The organism is Gordonia lacunae (genome assembly GCF_002149015.1).
GTDB lineage: Bacteria > Actinomycetota > Actinomycetes > Mycobacteriales > Mycobacteriaceae > Gordonia > Gordonia lacunae.
In genome coordinates this window covers 84,683-106,530 of sequence record NZ_NGFO01000010.1, presented here as the reverse complement: position 1 = coordinate 106,530, position 21,848 = coordinate 84,683, and the positions used below count along the sequence as shown (strand labels likewise).

Below are 21,848 nucleotides of genomic sequence, written 5' to 3'. Positions count from 1 at the left end.
GTCCGGCCGCGTCCCGTAAGTTGGACCCCATGCGATTCGGACTCTTCATTCCGCAGGGCTGGCGTCTCGATCTCGTGGGTGTGGCACCCGCGGACCAGTGGGGGGTGATGTCGTCGGTCGCCGACCGTGCCGAGTCGGGCGGGTGGGACTCGGTCTGGGTGTACGACCACTTCCACACCGTGCCGCTGCCGACAGATGAGGCGACCCACGAGGCCTGGACGCTGGTGGCCGCGCTCGCTGCCACCACCAGCCGCGTCGAGATCGGCCAGATGTGCACCGCGATGAGCTACCGCAACCCGATGTACCTGGCGAAGGTCGCGGCCACCGCAGACCTCATCTCGGGCGGTCGAGTGCAGATGGGCATCGGTGGCGGCTGGTACGAACACGAGTGGCGGGCCTACGGATACGGGTTCCCGTCGGCGGGTGAGCGCCTGGCGCGGCTCGACGAGGGAGTACAGATCATGAAGCAGGCCTGGGAAACCGGGCGAGCGACCCTCGACGGCACGCACTACACCGTCGACGACGCCATCTGTGCCCCGCAGCCCACGGCCGGCCGGCTGCCGCTGTGGATCGCCGGTGGTGGGGAGAAGAAGACCCTGCGGATCGCGGCGAAGTACGCCGACTACACCAACTTCGACGGCACGCCGGCCGGGTTCGCGCACAAATCAGAAGTGCTGCAACGCCACTGTGCCGACCTCGGACGCGACTTCGAGTCGATCACCCGCTCGGCCAACTACAACGTCATGCTCGGCGAGACCGAGGCCGACGTGGAGCGCAAACTCGCCGACCTCGAAGCCCGGCTGAGCAAGATCGTCGGGCCCGACGCGGCGTCCGGCAGTATGGGCGCATTCCGGGGCATGCCTGCGGTCGGGACGCCCGAGCAGGTCGCGGAGAACCTACGCGGGCTCGCCGACGCCGGTCTGGCCTACGGGATCTGCTACTTCCCGAACATCGCCGTCGACCGCGAGGATCTCGAACTGTTCGAGGAGAGGGTGATCCCGGCGTTGCGCTGAGCCGCTTTGCCCCGCCCGCTGGCCGAGCCCCAGTGCCCGCCCGCCGGCCGAGCCCGTCGAGGTCACCGGGTGGCTTCGACTCGGCTCCTCGACCTCGACGCGCGCCTTCGTCGCTTGCTTGGCCCGGCGGCTGCGCTCGGTGCCGGCTCAACCAGCGGGGGTGACGCCGCTGACGGTTGAAAGTTCGTCCCCCTCAGCATGGTCGAAGGGCATATTGCCCTTCGATGTTGCTCACGGGGACGAACTTTCCACATTGGTGGAGGAGCAGGTGGTCCCCGTCCTGCGCTGACCCTTCGAGGCTCGTCGCTGCGCTCCTCGCACCTCAGGGAGCAATTGGGGGTCGCTTCTTTCGGATCAGGGACCAGTGGGTGTGTGGTTCTCTCGGATTGGGGAGCAAGGGGGTCGGTTCCTTCGGATCAGGGAATGCTCACAGGCGGCGGAGTCGCTCGGCGGCCTCGGCGATCACCTCGTCGCGTTTGGCGAAGGCGAACCGGAGCAGGTGGTGCCAGGGTTCGCGGTCGTCGGTGAACACACTCACCGGCACCGCGGCGACACCGATGCGTTCGGGCAGTGACCGGCAGAACTCGATGCCGTCGTCGACGCCGAGCGGCCGAGGGTCTGCGCAGACGAAATACGTTGCTTCGCTGCGGTGTACGGCGAACCCCGCATCGGTCAAGGCGGTCGAGATCCGATCGCGCTTGGCCTGCAGTGCGAGTGCCGACTCGCGTACCCACCCCATCTCGTGTTCCAGGGCGTGTGCGACCGCGGGCTGGAACGGTCCGGAGCCGACGTAGGACATGTACTGCTTCGCAGTCCGTGTCGCGGAGACGAGTTCGGGCGGTCCGCTCACCCAGCCCACTTTCCAGCCGGTGCAGTTGAAGGTCTTCGCGGCGCTGGAGATCCGCAGCGTCCGCGCCCGCATGCCCGGCAGCGTCGCCAGCGGTGTGTGGGTCCGTCCGTCGAAGACGAGATGTTCGTAAACCTCGTCGGTGACGGCGACGACGTCGTGTTCGACGCACAGCCGGGCGATCTCGGTGAGGTCGTCGCGCGACAGGACGGTCCCCGTCGGATTGTGCGGGCTGTTCACCAGCACCATCGACGTCTTCGGTCCGAAGGCCGCGGCGAGACGCTCACGATCCAGGCGGAAGCCATCGCCGTCGGGCACCAGCGGTACGACGCGCCGCACGCCGCCGGCCATCGCCACGGTGGCCGCGTAGGCGTCGTAGTACGGCTCGATCATGATGACCTCGTCACCCGGTTCCACCAGGCCGACGACCGCACCCGCGATCGCCTCGGTAGCGCCGACCGTGATCAGCACCTCGCGATCCGGGTCGTAGTCCAGGCCGTACAGGTCGTGCTGCGTACGCGCGACCGCGCGCCGCAACTCCGGCACCCCGATGCCCGGCGGATACTGATTGCGGCCGTCGGTGATGGCCTGGCGCGCGGCGTCGAGCATCGACGCCGGCCCGTCGGTGTCCGGGAAGCCCTGCCCCAGGTTCACGGCGTCGTGGTCGACCGCCAGTGCCGACATCTCGGCGAAGATCGTCGTGGTGAACGGACGCAGGCGGTCGACTGTCCGGTTCGCGGATGACATGTTCCAACAGTGGCACAGGTCCTCCCTTCAACGGTCGCGGTGGGCGCTGCGGGGGTGACAGACTGACCCCAGTCGCCGACATTGACGAGGAGGAGCGATGCCGCGCAATCCCGGCGAGCAGTTCGCCGGCTACACCATCATCCGACTCGTCGGCCGCGGCGGGATGGGCGAGATCTATCTCGCGAGACACCCGCACCTGCCGCGGAACGAGGCGCTGAAAGTGCTGCCCGCCGATCTCAGCCGCGATCCGATGTACCGGCAGCGCTTCGTCAAAGAGGCCGAGCACGCCTCGAGCGTCGTCCATCCGTCGATCGTGACGATCTTCAACTCCGGCGAGTACGGCGGCCACCTGTGGATCGCGATGGAGTACATCGACGGCATCGATGCGCTGAAACTGCTGCGCCAGAACCCGCGGGGTCTCGACACCCCGACGGTGATCGCCATCGTGCGCGCCGTCGGCGCCGCGCTGGACCGGGCGCACGCGACGGGACTCCTGCATCGCGACGTCAAACCGGCCAACATCCTGCTGCAGGGCGTGGGCGGCCCGGAGCCGCGAGTTCTGCTCGCGGACTTCGGGATCGCCAAGTCCGAACAGGATGTCAGTCATCTCACCTCGACGAACGTCTTCCTCGGGACGGTCGCCTACGCCGCCCCCGAGCAACTGCTCGGCGATCCGGTGGACGCGCGCGCGGACCAGTACGCGCTCGCGGCGACCGTCTTCGAACTCCTCACCGGCCGGCCACCGTTCCAGGGTGCCGGCACCGCGTCGATCATCGCCGGCCACCTCCAGTCGATGCCGCCGCGCCCGTCGACCCTGCGACCGGGGATCTCGAGCAGCGTCGACGCGGTGTTCGGGCGCGCACTGTCGAAAGAGCCCGACCGCCGGTACGGGTCCTGCCGTGAGTTCGCCGCCGATCTCGAAGGCGCGCTCGCGGCCCCGCAGCTGTCCAAGGAACCGACGGTGCGCGCGCCGTCACCTGGACCGGTGCCCGCGACCTATCCGCAAGGGCCACCGTCATATTCGCCGTACCAGTCGCAACCCGGGTCGTATCCCGGCGGGTATCCCGCGCAGGGCGGCTATCCGCCGGCCCCGCCGCCCCCGCCCACGAAGCGTTCCGGGTTGCTGATGGTCCTGGGCTCGGTCGCGGTGATCCTCGTCCTCGCGATCGCCGCCGGGGTCGTGTACGTCGCGACCCAGGTGTCCGGTGCGCCGACCGCGGGCGGCACCTCGACGTCGCGTTCGACCACGGCGGCCGGGCCGGAGACCGCCACCTCCGCCGCCGGCACCTCCACTCCGCGCACCACCGACTCCTCGACGTCGCCGGTCAACGGGCCGGGAGACGTCCAGATCGGCGACTGCGTCGGGATCGCCACCGATTCCGGGTCGTCGACGAGTGTGAACGCCTCGAAGGTCGACTGTGGCTCAGCCGGTCTGAACTTCTACGCCGCGTCGAAGATCGCCGCGTCGACGTCGTGCGCGAGCCCGCAGAACTCGACGCTCACCTTCCCGGACAGCACGGAGAAGCTCTGTCTCACACCGAACTTCTACGAGGGACTCTGCTACCTCGTCCCGCTATCGGGTGGTTCGCTCGCCGACTACCGGGAAGCCGCGTGCGCGAGCTCCGCGACGGCTCAGACGGTCCTCGCTCGTGTCACCACGCGGTCGGACGCCTCCGTCACCTGCTCCGGCGACGAGACCAAGTGGGTCTTCGCCGAACCGGAGTCGATCGGGTACTGCCTCATCGAGACGTGACCCTCGAGGCTCGTCGCCGTCGCACCTCAGGGGCGGGGGGTCAGTCCGTGGAGGTGGCGTCACCGATCGTCGGACCGAGGAGGTCGTCGGCGTCGGTGATGCGGTAGGCGTAACCCTGCTCGGCGAGGAACCGCTGGCGGTGCGCAGCGTAGTCGGCGTCGAGGGTGTCGCGGGACACCACAGAGTAGAAATGTGCCTGTCCGCCATCGCGTTTGGGCCGCAGCAACCGGCCGAGGCGCTGTGCCTCCTCCTGGCGGGAGCCGAAGGTTCCCGACACCTGCACCGCGACCGATGCCTCGGGGAGATCGATGGAGAAGTTCGCCACCTTCGACACCACGAGGGTCTGCAGCTCGCCGGAACGGAACCGGTCGAACAGCACCTCGCGCTCCTTGTTCTTGGTCGAGCCCTGGATCACCGGGGAATCGAGTTCGCGGCCGAGTTCTTCGAGCTGATCAATGTAGGCGCCGATGATCAGGGTCTGCTGCCCCCGGTGCTTGTCGAGGATCGCCTTGACCACGTTGACCTTGGTGTGCGCCGTCGAGCAGAGCTTGTATTTCTCCTCGGGCTCGGCGACCGCGTACTGCAGACGTTCCTCGTCGGTCAGGGTCACCCGGACCTCGACGCAGTCGGCCGGGGCGATCCAGCCCTGTGCCTCGATGTCCTTCCAGGGCGCGTCGTATCGCTTGGGGCCGATGAGGCTGAAGACGTCGCCCTCGCGGCCGTCCTCGCGGACCAGGGTCGCAGTGAGGCCGAGTCGACGGCGCGACTGCAGGTCGGCCGTCATCCGGAAGACGGGGGCGGGGAGCAGGTGGACCTCGTCGTAGATGATCAGACCCCAGTCGCGCGAATCGAACAGGTCGAGATTGCGGTACTCGCCCTTCGACTTGCGCGTCATCACCTGGTACGTCGCGATCGTGACCGGCCGGATCTCCTTGCGCTCACCCGAGTACTCGCCGATCTCCTCCTCGGTGAGGGAGGTGCGCGCGATGAGCTCGCGCTTCCACTGACGCCCGGCGACCGTGTTGGTCACCAGGATCAGGGTCGTCGCACCGGCCTTGGCCATCGCCGCCGCCCCGACCATCGTCTTCCCGGCACCACAGGGGAGCACGACCACGCCCGAACCGCCGGCCCAGAACGAGTCGGCCGCCATCTCCTGGTAGTCGCGCAACTGCCAGTCGTCCTGAGCGAGCTCGATGGCGTGCGCCTCACCGTCGACGTACCCCGCCAGGTCCTCGGCGGGCCAGCCGACCTTCAGCAGCACCTGCTTGAGGCGGCCGCGCTCGGAGGGATGCACGATGACGGTGTCGTCATCGATGCGCGCACCCAGCATCGGTGCGACCTTCTTGTTGCGCATCACCTCGACGAGGACGGCCTGGTCGAGACTGACGAGGGTCAGGCCGTGGGCCGGATGCTTCACCAGCTGCAGCCGGCCGAACCGGCCCATCGTGTCCACGACGTCCATCAGCAGCGGCTGGGGCACCGCGTAACGCGAGTACGTCACGAGCGCGTCGACCACCTGTTCGGCGTCGTGACCTGCGGCTCGGGCGTTCCACAACGCGAGCGGGGTGACCCGGTAGGTGTGGACGTGCTCGGGGGCACGTTCGAGTTCGGCGAAGGGTGCGATCGCCGCGCGCGCCGCCGCGGCGTCGGGGTGATCCACCTCGAGCAGCAGCGTCTTGTCGGATTGCACGATCAGGGGTCCATCGGTCACCCGCTCCATTGTCCAGAAAGCACCGACGATTGTCAGCGTCGGGCCTGCTCTGTGACGCGCGAGACCTCGCGGAGCCTAGAAAACCGGGATGCCGAGCCTGCGTCGGACCCGCAGATCCACCAGGTTGAGGCGGAAGATCCCGCGCAGCACGGGCGCCACCAGGGGGTCGACGACCCGGAAGCCGGCGAGAGCCCGCTGGTAGCGCCGCTCGTCGCGTTCGGTCCACCGCCACCGCATCATCTGTCGGAACTCCGGGGGCAGCCCCGCCTTGATCGCGTAGGCGAGTGACGGTCCGATCGTGAGGTGCGCGAGGGTTCCGAGCGGCCCGACGCGGTACTCTAGGAAGGACAGGTCGGCGAGGCTGCGGAGTTCGTCGCGGACCGGGTCGTCGATGCGCAGCGCGGCGAGCTCGGCGTTCCAGTAGACGAGCAGATCCTCGTAGGTGGACGGCCACTTGTCGCGCGGCACGTTGAGCGCGGTGCCCAGCGGATGCGCCTCGGTGAGCACCATCTGCTTCTCCTCGGCGCTCAGGGGGCCGTAGAGCAGTTCGTACTGGTCGATGAAGTACTTGAGCAGACACACCGCGACCCACAGCTGCAGACGCGAGTCGTTCGCGCTGTAACGGACGGGACTCGTCCGCGTCGAGTAGACCTGGTCGTGGACGCGACCGACGGCCTCGTGGATGTAGGCCTTGTCCTCGTCGGTGCCCATCAACGCGACGGCGAGGAACGTCCCGGTGGTACGGCCGCGTTTGATGGGTCGCTTGATCGCATTGCCCGACGGCACCCGGCTCTCGTGGACGCCGTAGCCGACCTTCGGATTGGCGAGCTGCATGATCACATTGGCGCCGGCGAGGGAAGGCCCGATGGCGGTGACCAGGTCCGCCGGTCGAGTCACCCGGCGACGCCTGCGCGCGGGTTTCATCCGCGCGACCAGGGCGTGCTGATAGGCGTCCGGGACGGGGCCGCCGGGGAGCTCTCGTGCGGGGAGTTCGGGTGCCGCGCTCATACCCGAGCCTACCAAGGATGAGACGTCTGTCACAGTACGTCTCTAGTGCCGTCGTATACTTCCCACGCCATGGACACCGAAGCGAACCCCGCAGGCGATCGACAGGCGATGCCCCCCGTGCGCGTCGAACGGTCACTACCGGAACCCGACTTCGTCGATGTGGACGGGACGACCGTTGCGACGTACGTCTTTGGTCCCGAAAATGGTTCGCCCGCAGGCGATATCGTGTTCTGCCATGGAACTCCCTGGTCGTCCGCGGTATGGGCTGAGATCGCCACCCACCTGAGTCGTCGGTATCGCGTTTTTCTCTGGGACATGCCTGGATACGGGCAGTCGATGCGCAGTCTCACAACGGATCTCGGGTTACCCGCTCAGATGCGGCGACTCGCGGCGTTGCTGTCCTATTGGAACCTGGGCCGTCCGCACGTCGTCGCACACGACATCGGAGGTGGAGTCGCGCTGGGTGCTCATCTACTCCACTCCGCGGAGTTCGCCAGTCTGGCCCTGTGGGACGTCGTCACACTGCACCCCTGGGGCTCGCCGTTCTTCCGTCTCGTCGCCGAACATGCCGAGGTGTTCGGACGGCTACCCGCGGAACTGCATTCGGCGCTGGTGCGGGAGTACATCGCCGGGGCAGCCAACCACGGTCTGTCGCCGGGTTGGCTGGACAGATTGAGTCGACCGTGGACGACGGGGCTCGGCCAGGCCGCCTTCTATCGACAGATCGCCGCGCTCGAACCCGCGCACACGGAACCCATTGTCGAACGGCTGCATGCGGTGCGGTGCGACGTCGCGATCGGGTGGGGCCGCGAGGACCCGTGGATTCCGGTGGAGCAGGCCGCGGGTCTGCAGGAGTTGCTACCCGGACACGCACCCGTGACCATCGTGGACGGCGCCGGCCACCTCACGCCGGTGGAAGCCGGGCAGCGAGTCCGCGAGGTCCTCGATCGCTGGCTCCCCGGGGACTCGAGCGACGAGCATCTCGCCTGACCGCCCTGGGTACGGGTCGTCAGGCGTCCAGGAGTTCGACGCTGGTCAGACGATGCAGCGAGAACCGCTGCTCGTCGTCGCTGCCCTCCTCGACCGCCACGAGCTGACCCGCGCCGAGGATCTTCGGCGTCACCACGTGCCGGCTCGCCGAGCCCTGCGCGTCGACGTACCCCACGCGCAGCCTGCGGTTGGCGCGCAGGGCGAGCTGGATGAGCGCGGTGGCGGACTCGCCTCCGCCGGTGGCCCGGACCGGGGTCGTCGTGGCCGCACCGCGAACCGGGTTGGCGGCCGCCGCCCGGTCGGTCGAGCGGATGCGGGTGACCACCGACCGTAGTTGTGCCTCCGACGGCGCGTTCCGGCGTGGCTGGGCCTGTCGCCGTGCCCGCGACACCGTGACCCGGCTGCCGCGTTCACGCAAATCGACCAGGGCGCCCGACGAATCCTCGCCCGCGGGCGAGAATCCCGCTGCCCGCAGCTGGTCGATGACGTCGCGCACCTCCGACGGCGAGACCGCGACCGTCGGCGCCAGCGCGCGGAGGGCGAGCGGTTCGGCGGCCGCACTGCGCAACACCGCGGCCAGCACCGTCGGGTCCTCACAGCGGATGAACGCCGACGCCACGCCCACCCGCAACTGGCCGTGTCTGCGAGCCACGTCCTCGATCAGATATGTGAGTGATTGCGGCACCGGGGTTCTCGAATGTGTCGTGAACATCGACAACAGTTCGTTGCTGCTGCGGCCCGCGTCCAGTGCCCGGCGCACGCTCTCGGGCGAGACCCGATAGACCGACGCCGCACCGCCCGACTCGAGGTCGGCGACGAGCTCGACCTGTTCGGCCAGTTCCGAGGTCATCGGGCCGGGGACGGTCAGCGTCAGGTCGGCCTGCGTGAGGAAGTGGTCCACCGGTTCGGGCAGCGCCTTGCGCATCGCGGCGAGCACCGCCGCGTCGACGTCGGCCGGGTCGGTCTCCGGTGACTCCTCGACGGTGTACGCGCGGCCGACGGTGGTCAGGGCGTCGTGCGCGACGAGACCCAACTCCCGTGCCTCACGGAGTGTTTCGGCGACGACGCGGCGACTGAAACGGCGGATCTGTCGGGGTCGGTGCCAGTGCAGGTTGGCGAGGACGGTGTCGGCGGGCACGCCCACCGCGGTGCCTGCGTGGGCGAGTGTGGACAGGATCAGCTGCCGCTGCACCGGGGCGTAGGCGTCGTGCAGGTCGGCGGCCAGTGTGGGCAGCGCGTTGCCGTCCCGATCGGGTTCACCGACCTGCCACGCGCGGCGTGGCATGTGCAGCCATGCATCGGCCAGCGCGAGCCACTGACGCTCGCGCGGCTGGTGCAGCCAGGTGTCGGCGGTGGAGGTGGGCGCGAACGACTGCTCGCCCGAATCGTTGGGCGGTGCGGGTTCGGGAAATCCCGCGTCGATGAGCCGCAGATACGCGGCGAGTTCGACGAGGAACGCGACCCGCTGTGTCTCGAGGCCGGTCAGCTTCGCCAGACGCCGCAGCTCGCGGACTCCGAGCGCCCCGGAACGCAGTACCGCCGCCGGTGTCGCCCCGAGAACCGTGATCAGCTGGGTGAGATGACGGATGAGCTCGAGTGCCTCGCCGCCCGCCGCGGCATCGACCGCCTTGGCCCCGAATCGCGGCTTCGCGCCGGGATCGTGCAGCGGTGGCGGCGCGAGAACCTCTGTGTGCCAGGCCGGCTCGTCGCGGAGCACGGCGCCCACCATCGGCGGGAGCTCGACCGTCTGGTTGTCGACACGGGCCAGCAATCCCGACGAGATCAGGCGTGCGACCGGGGATTCCGGATCGGCGTCCGGTGCCGCGTCGCGACTCCGGCCCAGAGCGGGGCCGCGTGCCAGGGTCTGCAGCAGGCCGAGCGGACGCTCGTCGAGACCCGCGATCATCGCGGCGATCTCCTCCCCGGACCGGCCGACGAGCGGCCCGGTGAGGTGCCTGGCCTTCCAAGGCATCGCGGATTCGACGTGCTCGCCCGCGCACAGGGACGAGTCCTCACCCCAGAGGACCGCCCGGCGTCGGAGAAGATCGATCCGCGCCCGCACGGCGTCGGCGTCGGCTCGCCCGGACAAGGCCTTGACAACTGTCGCGACCGACGGGCGTCTCGTCTTCTTCGAGCTCCGGCCGTGGCGCGCGGTGACCTCCTCGAGGACCGCGACGGCGAGGACGTCGAGGTCCTCGCCCGCCAGGGACAGCGACGCCGCCGACAACGCCCGCTGCGCGAGTACACGGGTGCCCGACGGTGTCGGTGACGCGAGGTCCGGACGTTCGAGGAGGAGCTCGGTCAGCGAGTCGTCGGATCGCGCGGCCAACTCATCGGCCAGGCCGGTGTGCTGGTCATCCGAACTCATTCGATCGAGCTTACTGGGAGTCCTCGGCTCAGACGTCGCCGCGGCGGAGCATGCGGCCCCGCGCGGTCTCGAAGTCCACCCGCTGTCCGCGAACCCAGGTGCCCTTGACGACGCCGGCGAGCGCGCGACCGTCGTACGGACTCACCGGATTCTTGTGGTGGAGACGGTTGACGTCGACGATCTGCGCGGATTCCGGTTCGAAGATCGCGAAGTCGGCGTCGCAGCCGAGTGCGATGCGGCCCTTGGTCGGCAGGCCGGCGAGGTCGGCGGGCTTCGACGCCATCCATTCGATGACCTGCGGGAGGTCGATGCCGCGCTTCTTGGCCTCCGACCAGATGAGCGAGAGCCCCAGCTGCAACGACGCCACGCCGCCCCAGGCGACCCCGAAGTCACCGTTCTCGGGATCCTTGAGGTCGACGGTCGACGGCGAGTGGTCGGAGACGATGCAGTCGATCGTGCCGGCCAGCAGTCCCTCCCACAGCAATTCACGGTTGCCTGCCTCGCGGATGGGCGGGCAGCACTTGAAGGCAGTCGCTCCGTTGGGCACCTCCTCGGCCAGCAGGGTGAGGTAGTGCGGGCAGGTCTCCACGGTGATCTTCACACCGTCGCGCTTGGCGCTGGCCAGCATCGGCAGGGCGTCCGACGACGACAGGTGCAGCACGTGGGCGCGGACCCCGGTCCAGCGTGCGCGCTCGATCACCTCCGCGATCGCCAGGTTCTCGGCGCCGCGCGGGCGCGACGCGAGGAAGCGGGTGTACTCGTCGCCCTCGGGGGAGGGTGCCTTGTCGATGGCGCGGGAGTCCTCGGCGTGGACGATCATCAGCGAGTCGAACTCGGCGAGCTTGGCCATGTCGGCTTCCATCTCGTCGGCGGTCAGGTGCGGGAACTCGTCCACACCCGAGTGCAGCAGGAAGCACTTGAACCCGAACACACCCGCGTCGTGCAGGCCGCGCAGGTCGTCCTCGTTACCGGGGATCGCGCCACCCCAGAAACCGACATCGATGTGCGTCTTCCCCTGCGCCGCAGCCCGCTTCTCGGCCAGCGCGTCGACGTTCACGGTCGGCGGGATCGAATTGAGCGGCATGTCGATGAGGGTGGTGACGCCACCGGCCGCGGCCGCACGGGTGGCCGAGTCGAACCCCTCCCATTCGGTGCGGCCGGGCTCGTTGACATGGACGTGGGTGTCCACCAGTCCGGGGATCATCACCTGATCGTCGGCCAGCTCGATGACCTCGGCGCCCACCAGTCCGCTTCCGAGCGGTTCGATGGCGACGACCCGGCCGTCCCGGATGCCGATCTCGCGCGCCACGATGCCGGCGGTGGTCAGCGTCTGTTCACCCCGGACGACCAGGTCGAACGGCGCGTCGGACGCGTCCGGGCCGGCTGCCGCGGTGTCGGTGTCGGTCGTGTCGGGAAGGGGGGCCGGGGCACCGGGTGCTGCGGTCATGGGGCGGGACTCCTTGCTGGTCGCCGTGTCCTGGGTCGATCCAGAGACTAACCCAGGTTATTCCTCATCATGGAATGATGCGCTGTCATTTCGGAACTCAACTCGCGAGTAGCCCGGTGTCATGCTATTGACAACGCCCGTGATCGTGAGGCTAACTGTCACGAACGCGGAAACTTCATTCCACATCACGGAACTCCGCGAGTGTAGGAGCGCGGTCATCGACCGTCCGATCGAAAGTGCAGAGATGAGCACTGAGCAGCACACGATTCCCGTCGGTGAGAACGTCTCCGGTACCGCCGGCGTCGTCCCGGACGGGCTGAGCCCGAAGCTCTACAACGACGACCTCGCGCCCACGAGCCGTGTCGGTCGACGCTGGAGCAGCTACAACATCTTCACGTTGTGGGCCAACGACGTCCACAGTCTGGGCAACTACGCCTTCGCCATCGGGCTCTTCGCGCTCGGGCTCGGCGGCTGGCAGATCCTGACGGCACTGGTGCTGGGCGGCGTCTTCCTCTTCCTGCTGCTGAACCTCTCCGGGTTCATGGGCGAGAAGACCGGTGTGCCGTTCCCGGTCATGAGCCGCATCTCGTTCGGCATCCGCGGCGCCCAGATCCCCGCGCTCATCCGTGGCGGAGTGGCGATCGCGTGGTTCGGCATCCAGACCTACCTCGCTTCCGTCGTGCTCCGGATCATGCTCATCGCCTTGTTCCCGGGCGCCGCCGACCTGGACACCAACCGTTTCCTCGGGCTCTCGACCCTGGGCTGGATCTCCTTCGTCTCGCTGTGGGTGATCCAGGTGATCATCGTCAGTTACGGCATGGAGATGATCCGCCGCTACGAGGCCTTCGCCGGCCCGGTCATCCTGATCACCATGGTGGCGCTGGCCGTCTGGATGCTCAGCAAGGCCGACTGGACCATCGCGTGGTCGACTCCCGACTCGCTGACCGGCGTGGACATGTGGCTGCAGATCATCGGCGGAGCCAGCCTGTGGGTCGCGATCTACGGCACCTTCGTCCTGAACTTCTGCGACTTCACCCGTAACGCGGAATCGCGAAAAGCCATTGTGCGCGGCAACTTCTGGGGCATTCCGCTCAACATGCTGCTCTTCGGCGGCATCGTGATCGTCCTCGCCGGCGCGCAGTTCCGGATCAACGGTACGGTGATCGAGTCGCCCTCGGACATCGTCCAGACCGTCCCCAACACCTTCCTGCTGGTGCTGGCCTGCCTGGCGCTGCTGATCCTCACCGTCGCGGTGAACCTCATGGCCAACTTCGTCGCGCCGATCTACGCGCTGTCGAATCTGTTCCCGCGTCATCTCGACTTCCGGCGCGCAGCGCTCGTCGCCGCGATCATCGGACTGGTCATCCTGCCGTGGAACCTCTACAACTCGCCCGCGGTGATCAACTACTTCCTCGGCGGACTCGGTGCGCTCCTCGGTCCGCTGTTCGGCATCGTGATGGCCGACTACTGGCTCGTCCGCCGCTCGCGGATCGACGTGCCTGCGTTGTTCAGCGAAGCACCCGGTGCGGCCTACCACTACCGGAACGGCGTGAACATGCGCGCGATCGCCGCGCTGGTCCCGACCGCCGCCATCGCCCTGGTGATGGCCTTCGTCCCCGCCTTCGAAGTGGTCTCGGAGTTCTCCTGGTTCATCGGTGCCGGTCTGGGTGCGGTCGTCTACCTGGCGGTCGCCGACCGTCGCGGACCGTTCGCCGAGGTGTCGGGCGAGCCGATCTCCGTCGCCAGCACCCACTGATCGACAAGAGGGAAGATCACCATGCGCATCCTCGTCGCCAACGTCAACACGACCGTGTCGATGACCGAGGCCATCGCCTCCTCGGCCCGCTCGGTTGCCTCGCCGGGCACCGAGATCGTCGGCATCACACCACGATTCGGAGCAGACTCGTGCGAGGGGAACTTCGAGTCCTACCTCGCCGCCATCGCCGTGATGGATGCGGTGCTCGCCTATCCCGAACCATATGACGCGGTGATCCAGGCCGGTTACGGCGAACACGGCCGAGAGGGCCTGCAGGAGCTGCTCGAGGTCCCGGTGGTCGACATCACCGAGGCCGCGGCGTCGACGGCGATGTATCTCGGGCACCGGTTCTCGGTCGTGACGACCTTGGATCGCACCGTCCCGCTCATCGAGGACCGACTGAAGCTCGCGGGCCTGGACCAGCGCTGCGCGTCGGTCCGGGCGTCCGGGCTCGGTGTGCTCGAACTGGAGTCGGATCCCCAGCGAGCGGTCGAGGCGATCGTGGAACAGTCCACCCGGGCCGTTTCCGACGACCATGCCGAGGTGATCTGCCTGGGTTGCGGCGGGATGGCCGAACTGGAGGAGCAGGTCCGCGCAGCGACCGGGGTCCCGATCGTCGACGGGGTGCGCGCGGCGGTCACGATCGCCGAAGGCCTTGTCCGGATGGGACTCTCGACGTCGAAGGTCCGGACCTACGCCCCGCCGCGGGAGAAGCGGATCACCGGCTGGCCGTTTCGGATCTGATCGGCGCCGCGCGGCTCGGACCGTGAGTCAGCGCAGGTGCTGACGTGCGGCGCTGTCGTCATCAGGACGCCAGGAGTCCACGTCGATGAGATCCAGGAACACAGCGCGCGCGTGGTCGACTGTGTCGTCGCTGTACGCGTCGTCGTAGTAGGCGGCGCCGGCGAAACCCTCGACTGCGTGTTGGACGACGAGTATCCGGTCGGGATGCAAGCCGTCCTGGCTGAAGAATTCGCGCCACCTTCGGCTGTCATCGCTGAGGGCCTGCGCGACGCCTGGGATGGATTCAACGGGACCGCAGAACTCCGAGGCGAAGATTCTCATGGCTTCGCGGCTGCCGCCGCACAGAGCGCGCACGTATGCGCGCAAGCCCTTTCCCGGGCGATTCTCGGACAGGTCGACGAACCTGAGTACCTCCGCGCGGAAGCGTTCCAGGGAGTCGACGACCACTTCGAGAAAAAGGTTGTCTCTGGTGGGAAAGTGATGCAGGAGACCGCCTTTCGATACGCCGGCGGCGGCGGCGATTTCGGACAGCGACGGGGAGAGGCCACGCTCGGCGAGCAACTCGCCAGCGGCTTGCAGGATGGCGCGCCGAGTTCGCTCGGTGTTTCGAGTGGGGGATGCGGGCGATGTCACTGAAATGTCCTGGTTTCTGGGCGCGCTGGGAACGAGCGGTTGACTGAGGCGATCCTCGGTCACCATACCCACGACCCGGTCCCGAACTCGCCGGCTGCCGGTTCGTAGCCGTCGCGACGCCGGCACCGAACCGGCTCCAACCATCCACCGCGCCCTATAGTGCCGACCATTCGGTCGGTACTATAGGGCGCATCGGCCGGTTTGGGTCGTGGTGGAGAGACTGGAGAGCACACGTGACGACGCAACGCCTGGATGAGCCGAGGCCGGCGAACCATGTCGGTGGACCCCCCGGCCGTGACCGCGAGGACACGTTGCCACGCCTTCGAGTGCTCTGGGGCCTGGTCCGCCCGCACCGGTCGTCGCTGATCCTCGGACTGGTACTCGGACTCGGTGCGACCGCGAGCCTGTTGGCCACGCCGATGGCGATCAAGTGGGTGCTGGACAGCTTGAGCGGGAGCGGCTCGATGGTCCTGCCGGTGGTCATCCTGTTGGGTCTACTGGTCATCGGTGCACTGCTCGGGTTCTGGCAACAAATCGTGTTGGGAACCATGGCGGAGAAGGTGGTGCTCGGGGCGCGGACCTCGCTCATTCGCCGGATCTACGGCGCACGAGTCGACGCGCTCAGCAAGCGGTCGGGTGGAGAGCTGGTCACCCGGGTCACCTCGGACACCGTCCTGCTGCGGGAAGCGGCATCGTCGAGCATCGTCCAGATCGTCAACAGCTCGATCGCATTGGTCGGTTCGATCGTGCTGATGGCGGTGTTGGACTGGCCCATCTTGCTCGTCACCCTGGTTGCGGTCATCGGCGTCGGCATCGTGGTCGGGATCTTGATGCCACGCATCGCGAGTGCGCAGCAGGGAGCACAGAGTTCACTCGGCGATCTCGGCTCTCGACTCGAAGGTGGCATCCGTGCGCTGCGAACCATCAAGGTGAACGGAGCCGAACGCAGCCAGGCCGACCGCGTGATGCGAGACGCGCGGTTGTCGGCGCGACACAGCATCCGAGCGGTGCGAATCGAAGCGGTCGCGTGGACGGCGGCGGGTGCGGGAATCCAGCTCTCGGTCATCGCTGTTCTGGCCATCGGCGCCTGGCGGGTGTCGAACGGAACGCTGGCAGTCTCGACGCTCGTCGCGTTCCTGCTGTACGCCTTCCAACTCGTCGAGCCGGTCACCGAACTCACCATGCATGTCTCGCAACTCCAGGCAGGCATCGCGGCAGCGGGTCGGATCCGCGAACTCGAGTCCATTCGCGTGGAGTCCGACGACGTGCAGGTAAGGCCCGGGGGCACCGACGGCTCGGAAGCCGACGGGACTCCGCGAAGTCTCCACGGTGGGTCCCCCGAGACGGCGCTGGTGCGATTCGTCGACGTCGAAGCACGCTACGACGAGACATCGAAGCCGGTTGTGATCGACGTCGACCTCGACGTACCTCGCCGAGGTCACCTGGCGATCGTCGGCCCCTCGGGAGCCGGTAAGACGACGATCTTCTCGTTGATGCTGCGGTTCCTCGATCCCTCCGCGGGGCACCTGCTCCTCGACGGCGCCCCGTACGAGCAGTTGAGCTACCACGAGGTACGGTCCCGATTCGCCTACGTGGAACAGGACACGCCTGTGGTTCCCGGGTCGGTGCGTGACAACCTCGCTCTCGGGAACCCGCGGGCGGATGACGCCGCGATGTTCGAGGCGCTGGCGGCAGTGGATCTGGACCAGCGCGTACGAGCCCTACCCGGGGGTCTCGACACGCCTGCGTTGAGCACCACGCTCTCCGGTGGCGAACGTCAGCGGCTCGCGCTCGCCCGCGCGCTGATCAGCGATGCCGACATTCTTCTCCTCGACGAAGCCACGGCGCAGCTCGACGGCCGAACCGAGGCCGCCATCCACGAGGTCATCAGCAGAGTGGCGCAACGCAACGCGGTGGTCACGATCGCGCACCGGTTGTCGACGGTGATCGACGCTGACGAGATCGTTGTGCTGGAGCGCGGACGCATTCGCGCTCGCGGTACGCATCGCGAGTTGCTGAACGACGACGAACTCTACCGTGAACTGGTCGCGGCGCTCCGGATCAGTCACTAGCGCCGCGTGTGCAATAGTGGCACCGGTCCGTCGGCCCGCCTGCAGTGCAGGTGTGTTCGGCAGGACGTGAAGATGCTCGTGACGCAAAGGAATTGACCACCGATGAGCTTCGTGCTGTTGATGCTTGCTGGACCGTTGTTGTTGTGGGCGCTGACTCAGCAGAAACTCCGTCGACTCGGCATCACCGGCCCGCTGCTCATGACCGGACTCGGAGCAGTCATCGGTTGGTCGATCACGGCCGACAGCGTGGTCTTCTTCGATTCGAAGTTGGCGCTGTATCTCGCGGAGATCGTGCTCGCCGTGCTCCTCTTCGTCGATGCGGTGGACATCAAAGGCCCTCTCAAGTCGCACTTCAGCGCAGTCCCTCTCCGGCTCCTGGGGGTGGCCCTACCACTGTCGCTGGCGTTGGTGATGGTCGTCGGCCTTGCTCTGCCGCTGGAGCTTTCCGTCGTCGCCGTCCTGGCCATCACTTGCATCGCGGTCCCCGTGGACTTCTCGCCAGAACTGTCGATCATCCGCGATAGTCGGATACCGGTCTCGGTGCGCCGGTGGCTCGGCATCGAAAGCGGGTACAACGACGGGCTGGTCGCTCCGTTCCTCCTTGCTTCACTGGCGCTGGCCACGACTTCCGGCGACCCCGGGGAGCAGGCTGCGGCGGCCTTCCTCAAAGCGGCTCCCGCCGGTGCGATCGCGATCGTCGTGGGGCTGGCGGTCGGAACCCTGGCCGGCTGGCTCTTCCGGGCAGCGGGGGACAGCCGATGGGCCGATCTTCACAGCCTGCGACTGGGCGTCCTCGCTCTACCGTTGCTGACGTTTGCGCTCTCGGTCATGGCCCACGGCAACGGATTCGTGGCGGCGTTCGTGTGCGGGGTGACATTCCGGATCGCGCTGTCGCCCGGTGGCAAAGACGAGACCGAGCATGCGGCCGAGTTCTCCCTCGTCGAAGACGTTGCCGGTTTGGTGAATCTGATCCTGTGGCTCGCGTTCGGTGTCGTGTCCGTGGCGCTGCTGGTGGGCAATTACAACTGGTGGCCGGCGGTCGTCCTGGCAGTGTTCGTGTTGACGCTCGGGCGGATCGGTCCGGTTCTCGTCTCGTTGATCGGGAGTTCGGTGTCGTGGCGGGACCGGACGTTCATGGCCGTGATGGGTCCTCGTGGAGCGGCATCGATCGTCTTCGGTCTCATCGCCTTCAACGCACTGCCCGAAGACGACGGGGCAGCGGTCCTCGTGGCCACCTGTTTCATCGTCTTCGGGAGTCTGATCATCCACGGTGTGGGGGCACCGCTGGTGATTCGGAAGCTCTACGGCCGTTCGGAGGCGTCGAGCTAGGTCGCCGTGCGTCCACCGATCTGGTATGGCCGGTTGTCAGCGGCCGGAGTGCATCTGAGCGATCAGTCGAGGAAGCGCGCGGGAAAATCCCCGGGCGGCGAATGGCCAGTCATGTCGTCCCGGCTCGAGCGTGACCGATGTCCGCAAGCCGGCAGCTCTGGCGGCGTCGGCGAGCTGGAGGGTCGTTCGACATTCGTCGCGCCCGCCGGCTGAACATCGTTGCGGAGGACCTGATCCCGGAGCGGCGAACCACGCGAACATCCCACGGTATCGCTGATGGTCGCGCAGCATGGTCAACGGGTCGTGCTCGAACCATCGCCGGGTCGATCCACCGTGGAGCTCGTCGATGGTGCGTTGGCGACCTCCCACATCCGGACGCAGGTCACCCTGGATCGACGCGAATCCACGGAAGCGCTCGGGGTGACGAAGCGCCAGCGTCATCGCGCACGTGCCGCCCATCGACCATCCGGCTACCGCGACATCGACATGCCGCCCACCGGCCAGAGTGTGGGATACCCAGGGCAGCACATCGTCGATGATGTGCGACTCGGCGCGCCCTCTGGGGCTGTCGACGCACTCGGTGTCGTTGCCGAGTCGTCCGGTGGGGTCGACGAATACGAGGATCGGAGATCGTCCGGTGGCGCGCTCGTAGCGGTCGGCTGTGCGGGTTGCGTCGCCGGAGCGAATCCAGTCGGTGGTCGTGGTGAGGACGCCGCCGATCATGATGATCGCCTGCAGTGGACGCTGCGGATCCCGAAACCAGTTGGGCGGAATGTAGGCGTACTCCGTGCGATGCGTGAATCTGCTGGGGCCGTTCGGATTCGGCAGCGAGAGAATGCGTCCGGTGGTAGGGGGGTCTCCGCGCAGGTGATCGAGATCGGACGCGGTGATCTGTCCCTGCAGAGTCTCGCCGGTCAACGCTTCCCACGCGCGTGTGGTGGTCGAGAAGTACCCCGTCCAGAGGTTGGCCACCAGGAGCAGCACGACAAGCGTCGCCGGCACAGTCGCGACCGCCGACACACGCTGCCACCAACGGCCTTGCACGGACCCGAGGATCGCAGTCGGCAGCGCGGCGCCCGTCGCGAATGCCGCGCACCACAACGACAGTGGCACGCCGGCAGTACCCAGTTCTGCGACGTGGAAGCCGGTGACAACCGCTGTCAGGATCAGAGCGCCCCCGACCAGCGACACCGGGAGCCACCTGCGCACCCATCGCGACGGCCGTCTCGCCACGGCTACGATCGAGACGACGCAGGTGACCGCCGTAACTCCCGGCACGACCCACTGGGTCAGCAGCGGGAGTTCGGGGACACTCATGGCACCGTCCGAGGTCTCATGGTCTGACCGCCACGGTCGATGATCTGCCGTGGACGGTCTGGAGGTGCAAGCGGAGACAGGGCACTACTTCCGTCTCCGTTCGGTTTTCGACTGATTGACGGAGACCACGGGCAGGGCGAGTGTCACGGTGAAGCCGCCGTCCGGTGAGGGGCCGGCCGTCAGCGTTCCGCCGAGCAGTTCAGCACGCTCGCGCAACCCGATCAGGCCGTGCCCTGCGCCGGGTAGGGCCAGTGCCGGACGCTGCGCAGGCGAGTTGGTGATGGTGACCACCAGGTGCGCAGGTTCTTCGACCGTGTACCGGATTGTCGCTTCGGCGCCGGGGGCGTGCTTGCGGGTATTGGTCAATGATTCCTGGACCATTCGATAGATCGTTCGCTGCCAGGCGCCCGGGAGGTCGGTGGGTAGCCGACCGAGTTCACGGACGTCGATCCCGGAGTTGTCGATGAGCGCACGGAGATCGGACATGTCCGGCTGCGGCGCGGTGGACGTGTCGCTCGACGAACCGCCAGAGGCCCGAAGCAGGGTCACGAGGTGACGCAGCTCTTCGAGCGTCGACACAGCCAGGCCACGAATGGTTTCGGCCTCGGTGCGCGCTCGCTGGGGGCTGGGGTCGACCAAGATGGTGGCCGCACGGACCGCGATGAGGGTCACCTGGTGTGACACCACATCATGCATCTCGCGACCGATTTGTGCGCGCTCGCGCGACAGAACCGTCTGGGCGTACAACTGCCGCTCGTGCGCGTGGATGTCGTCGATTTCGTCGAGACGTCTACGCAAGGCGTGATGAAGTCGTGTCATTCGTCCGAAGAACGCGGGGGCGGCAGCGCCCGCAGTGAAGTAGGCGAGAGCGACAGCAACCTCGTAGGCTCGGTCGGGCTGGGGTAGCGGCTCCGACAGAGAAGCCATGACCGCGCTGGTCACCACGCACAGGGCCACAACCGCGACCCGTTCGGTATGCCGAGCGACGGCGAACAGGGTGATCGCGGGTGCGGCGAGAGCGCCGACGATGCCGACCGCCGGCAGTGTGAGGACGAATCCGATCAGCGGGTGGTCATTGCGGACGAGGACACCGACCACCGCGCCGACCACGCAGGCGATCGCGAGTGCAGACATTCCGAGTTCGTTGGTCCACATGGCCACGCCCATGTCGGCGACGCTCACGGCGACCGCCATCAGATCGATGACCCAGCGGCGGGGCGACGGCCTCAGCAGGGTGTCAGTCATTCGTGCTCCAGGAGTCCGGCGCGCTGCGCCAGGAGGGCGGCTTCGACTCTGGTCGACACCCGCAATTTGCCGAGTGCCGCACTGACATGGTCTTTGACGGTCCCGACGCTCAGATACAGCTCCTGGGCGATCTGCGCGTTGGTCAACCCGGCCGAGAGCAGAACAACGACATCGCGTTCACGTCCGGTGAGCAGTGCGACCCTGCTGACCGCCGTCGCGTCTTCCTCCGGCTGTCGCGTGGAATCCAGAAGCGCCGACGTGGCCTTGCTCGACATCACGACCCCGCCCGCGGCCAGAGTCCGGACGGCTTGGGTCAACTGGCCGGGCTCGGAATCCTTGAGAATGAACCCCGCGGCTCCGTGGCGAAGCGCCCTCAGTACGTAGTCGTCGGTGTGGAACGTCGTGAGCATTGCCACGATCGGTTCCAGATCGACACGCTGCTGAAGTGTTTCCAGAATCATCAGTCCGTCGGGCGGAGGCATGCGGATATCCAGGAGAACGACATCGGGTGCCGTCGTCTCGATGGTGTGCATGGCTTCCGGGCTCGACGATGTGGCGACGACGTCGATGTCGGGTGCAGCATTCAGGATGAGTTCGAAGCCGGATCGGATGAGCGCTTCGTCGTCGACGATCACCACTCGGACAGTGGGCGGCGGAGTTTCGTTCGACATAGCGCTTCAATGTAGACCCTGGCGACACGCGGGATCGTTGTCAGCTCGGTCGAGCAGCCGGTCGGCGGGGGTGAAACAGCTGATCAGCGGGTGGTAGCGGACCACGCGGCGACTGAGACTGGAACGGTCGCCGACAGAAGGACCGCGTGTGCCGATGCCCAGGAACCCAGTTGCTGCCCGTTTTCACGACCGAGTGC

At 67.5% G+C, this 21,848-nt stretch carries 16 protein-coding genes; 7 read left to right on the top strand and 9 right to left on the bottom strand.

Annotation, left to right across the window (positions count from 1 at the left end; genetic code table 11):
- Window positions 1–29: 29 nt before the first annotated feature.
- The gene (locus CA982_RS10790; protein ID WP_086535328.1) at window positions 30–1,013 is read left to right on the top strand and encodes an LLM class F420-dependent oxidoreductase; all 984 of its coding nucleotides are present in this window, start codon (window positions 30–32) and stop codon (window positions 1,011–1,013) included.
- Between the two features lie 427 nt (window positions 1,014–1,440).
- On the opposite strand, the gene CA982_RS10785 is transcribed toward CA982_RS10790, so the two are convergent.
- Window positions 1,441–2,607 (bottom strand): pyridoxal phosphate-dependent aminotransferase, encoded by a 1,167-nt coding sequence (locus tag CA982_RS10785; protein WP_086535327.1) that lies wholly within the window; start codon window positions 2,605–2,607, stop codon window positions 1,441–1,443.
- Window positions 2,608–2,704: 97 nt separating this feature from the next.
- Here CA982_RS10785 and CA982_RS10780 point away from each other — a divergent pair, with 97 nt between their 5' ends.
- Window positions 2,705–4,360, top strand: coding sequence for a serine/threonine-protein kinase (locus CA982_RS10780; RefSeq protein WP_086535326.1), 1,656 nt, complete (start codon window positions 2,705–2,707; stop codon window positions 4,358–4,360).
- A gap of 40 nt (window positions 4,361–4,400) precedes the next feature.
- On the opposite strand, the gene CA982_RS10775 is transcribed toward CA982_RS10780, so the two are convergent.
- Window positions 4,401–6,071: a DNA repair helicase XPB gene (locus tag CA982_RS10775; RefSeq protein ID WP_341865031.1), complete on the bottom strand. Its 1,671-nt coding sequence runs from the start codon at window positions 6,069–6,071 to the stop codon at window positions 4,401–4,403.
- A 75-nt stretch (window positions 6,072–6,146) separates the two neighbouring features.
- Window positions 6,147–7,079 carry an oxygenase MpaB family protein gene (locus CA982_RS10770; protein WP_086535324.1) on the bottom strand — a complete coding sequence of 311 codons (933 nt, stop codon included), beginning with the start codon at window positions 7,077–7,079 and terminating at the stop codon, window positions 6,147–6,149.
- A 69-nt stretch (window positions 7,080–7,148) separates the two neighbouring features.
- Here CA982_RS10770 and CA982_RS10765 point away from each other — a divergent pair, with 69 nt between their 5' ends.
- Window positions 7,149–8,069 carry an alpha/beta fold hydrolase gene (locus CA982_RS10765; RefSeq protein WP_341865030.1) on the top strand — a complete coding sequence of 307 codons (921 nt, stop codon included), beginning with the start codon at window positions 7,149–7,151 and terminating at the stop codon, window positions 8,067–8,069.
- Between the two features lie 19 nt (window positions 8,070–8,088).
- On the opposite strand, the gene CA982_RS10760 is transcribed toward CA982_RS10765, so the two are convergent.
- A complete protein-coding gene (locus CA982_RS10760; protein ID WP_086535323.1) occupies window positions 8,089–10,437 on the bottom strand; it encodes a helicase-associated domain-containing protein in 2,349 nt (782 codons plus the stop codon).
- A 28-nt stretch (window positions 10,438–10,465) separates the two neighbouring features.
- Entirely contained in the window at window positions 10,466–11,884 is a 1,419-nt protein-coding gene (gene allB, locus CA982_RS10755) for an allantoinase AllB (protein ID WP_086535322.1), read from the bottom strand.
- Window positions 11,885–12,128: 244 nt separating this feature from the next.
- On the opposite strand from allB, the gene CA982_RS10750 reads away from it, so the two are divergent.
- A complete protein-coding gene (locus CA982_RS10750) occupies window positions 12,129–13,640 on the top strand; it encodes an NCS1 family nucleobase:cation symporter-1 (protein ID WP_086535321.1) in 1,512 nt (503 codons plus the stop codon).
- Between the two features lie 21 nt (window positions 13,641–13,661).
- Complete coding sequence (locus tag CA982_RS10745) at window positions 13,662–14,384, top strand: aspartate/glutamate racemase family protein (RefSeq protein ID WP_086535320.1); 723 nt, start codon at window positions 13,662–13,664, stop codon at window positions 14,382–14,384.
- Window positions 14,385–14,411: 27 nt separating this feature from the next.
- Here the strand turns inward: CA982_RS10745 and CA982_RS10740 are convergent, their stop codons facing one another.
- Complete coding sequence (locus tag CA982_RS10740) at window positions 14,412–15,083, bottom strand: TetR/AcrR family transcriptional regulator (protein WP_086535319.1); 672 nt, start codon at window positions 15,081–15,083, stop codon at window positions 14,412–14,414.
- A 245-nt stretch (window positions 15,084–15,328) separates the two neighbouring features.
- Here CA982_RS10740 and CA982_RS10735 point away from each other — a divergent pair, with 245 nt between their 5' ends.
- Both CA982_RS10735 and CA982_RS10730 read left to right on the top strand, forming a co-directional pair.
- Entirely contained in the window at window positions 15,329–17,089 is a 1,761-nt protein-coding gene (locus tag CA982_RS10735; RefSeq protein WP_086535401.1) for an ABC transporter ATP-binding protein, read from the top strand.
- A 102-nt stretch (window positions 17,090–17,191) separates the two neighbouring features.
- Window positions 17,192–18,418 (top strand): cation:proton antiporter domain-containing protein, encoded by a 1,227-nt coding sequence (locus CA982_RS10730; RefSeq protein ID WP_086535318.1) that lies wholly within the window; start codon window positions 17,192–17,194, stop codon window positions 18,416–18,418.
- Window positions 18,419–18,454: 36 nt separating this feature from the next.
- On the opposite strand, the gene CA982_RS10725 is transcribed toward CA982_RS10730, so the two are convergent.
- From CA982_RS10725 to CA982_RS10715, 3 genes are all read right to left on the bottom strand, one after another.
- Window positions 18,455–19,735: an alpha/beta hydrolase gene (locus CA982_RS10725; protein ID WP_086535317.1), complete on the bottom strand. Its 1,281-nt coding sequence runs from the start codon at window positions 19,733–19,735 to the stop codon at window positions 18,455–18,457.
- A gap of 84 nt (window positions 19,736–19,819) precedes the next feature.
- Entirely contained in the window at window positions 19,820–20,980 is a 1,161-nt protein-coding gene (locus CA982_RS10720; protein ID WP_244176215.1) for a sensor histidine kinase, read from the bottom strand.
- Window positions 20,977–21,651 (bottom strand): response regulator, encoded by a 675-nt coding sequence (locus CA982_RS10715; RefSeq protein ID WP_086535316.1) that lies wholly within the window; start codon window positions 21,649–21,651, stop codon window positions 20,977–20,979. The genes CA982_RS10720 and CA982_RS10715 overlap by 4 nt, the downstream gene beginning before the upstream one ends.
- Window positions 21,652–21,848 lie beyond the last annotated feature (197 nt).

Coding starts and splice junctions, on each gene's coding strand:
- CA982_RS10790 (WP_086535328.1), top strand. CDS start 30: ATGCGATTCGGACTCTTCATTCCGCAGGGCTGGCGTCTCGATCTCGTG.
- CA982_RS10785 (WP_086535327.1), bottom strand. CDS start 2,607: ATGTCATCCGCGAACCGGACAGTCGACCGCCTGCGTCCGTTCACCACG.
- CA982_RS10780 (WP_086535326.1), top strand. CDS start 2,705: ATGCCGCGCAATCCCGGCGAGCAGTTCGCCGGCTACACCATCATCCGA.
- CA982_RS10770 (WP_086535324.1), bottom strand. CDS start 7,079: ATGAGCGCGGCACCCGAACTCCCCGCACGAGAGCTCCCCGGCGGCCCC.
- CA982_RS10765 (WP_341865030.1), top strand. CDS start 7,149: ATGGACACCGAAGCGAACCCCGCAGGCGATCGACAGGCGATGCCCCCC.
- CA982_RS10760 (WP_086535323.1), bottom strand. CDS start 10,437: ATGAGTTCGGATGACCAGCACACCGGCCTGGCCGATGAGTTGGCCGCG.
- allB (WP_086535322.1), bottom strand. CDS start 11,884: ATGACCGCAGCACCCGGTGCCCCGGCCCCCCTTCCCGACACGACCGAC.
- CA982_RS10750 (WP_086535321.1), top strand. CDS start 12,129: ATGAGCACTGAGCAGCACACGATTCCCGTCGGTGAGAACGTCTCCGGT.
- CA982_RS10745 (WP_086535320.1), top strand. CDS start 13,662: ATGCGCATCCTCGTCGCCAACGTCAACACGACCGTGTCGATGACCGAG.
- CA982_RS10740 (WP_086535319.1), bottom strand. CDS start 15,083: ATGGTGACCGAGGATCGCCTCAGTCAACCGCTCGTTCCCAGCGCGCCC.
- CA982_RS10730 (WP_086535318.1), top strand. CDS start 17,192: ATGAGCTTCGTGCTGTTGATGCTTGCTGGACCGTTGTTGTTGTGGGCG.
- CA982_RS10725 (WP_086535317.1), bottom strand. CDS start 19,735: ATGAGTGTCCCCGAACTCCCGCTGCTGACCCAGTGGGTCGTGCCGGGA.
- CA982_RS10720 (WP_244176215.1), bottom strand. CDS start 20,980: ATGACTGACACCCTGCTGAGGCCGTCGCCCCGCCGCTGGGTCATCGAT.
- CA982_RS10715 (WP_086535316.1), bottom strand. CDS start 21,651: ATGTCGAACGAAACTCCGCCGCCCACTGTCCGAGTGGTGATCGTCGAC.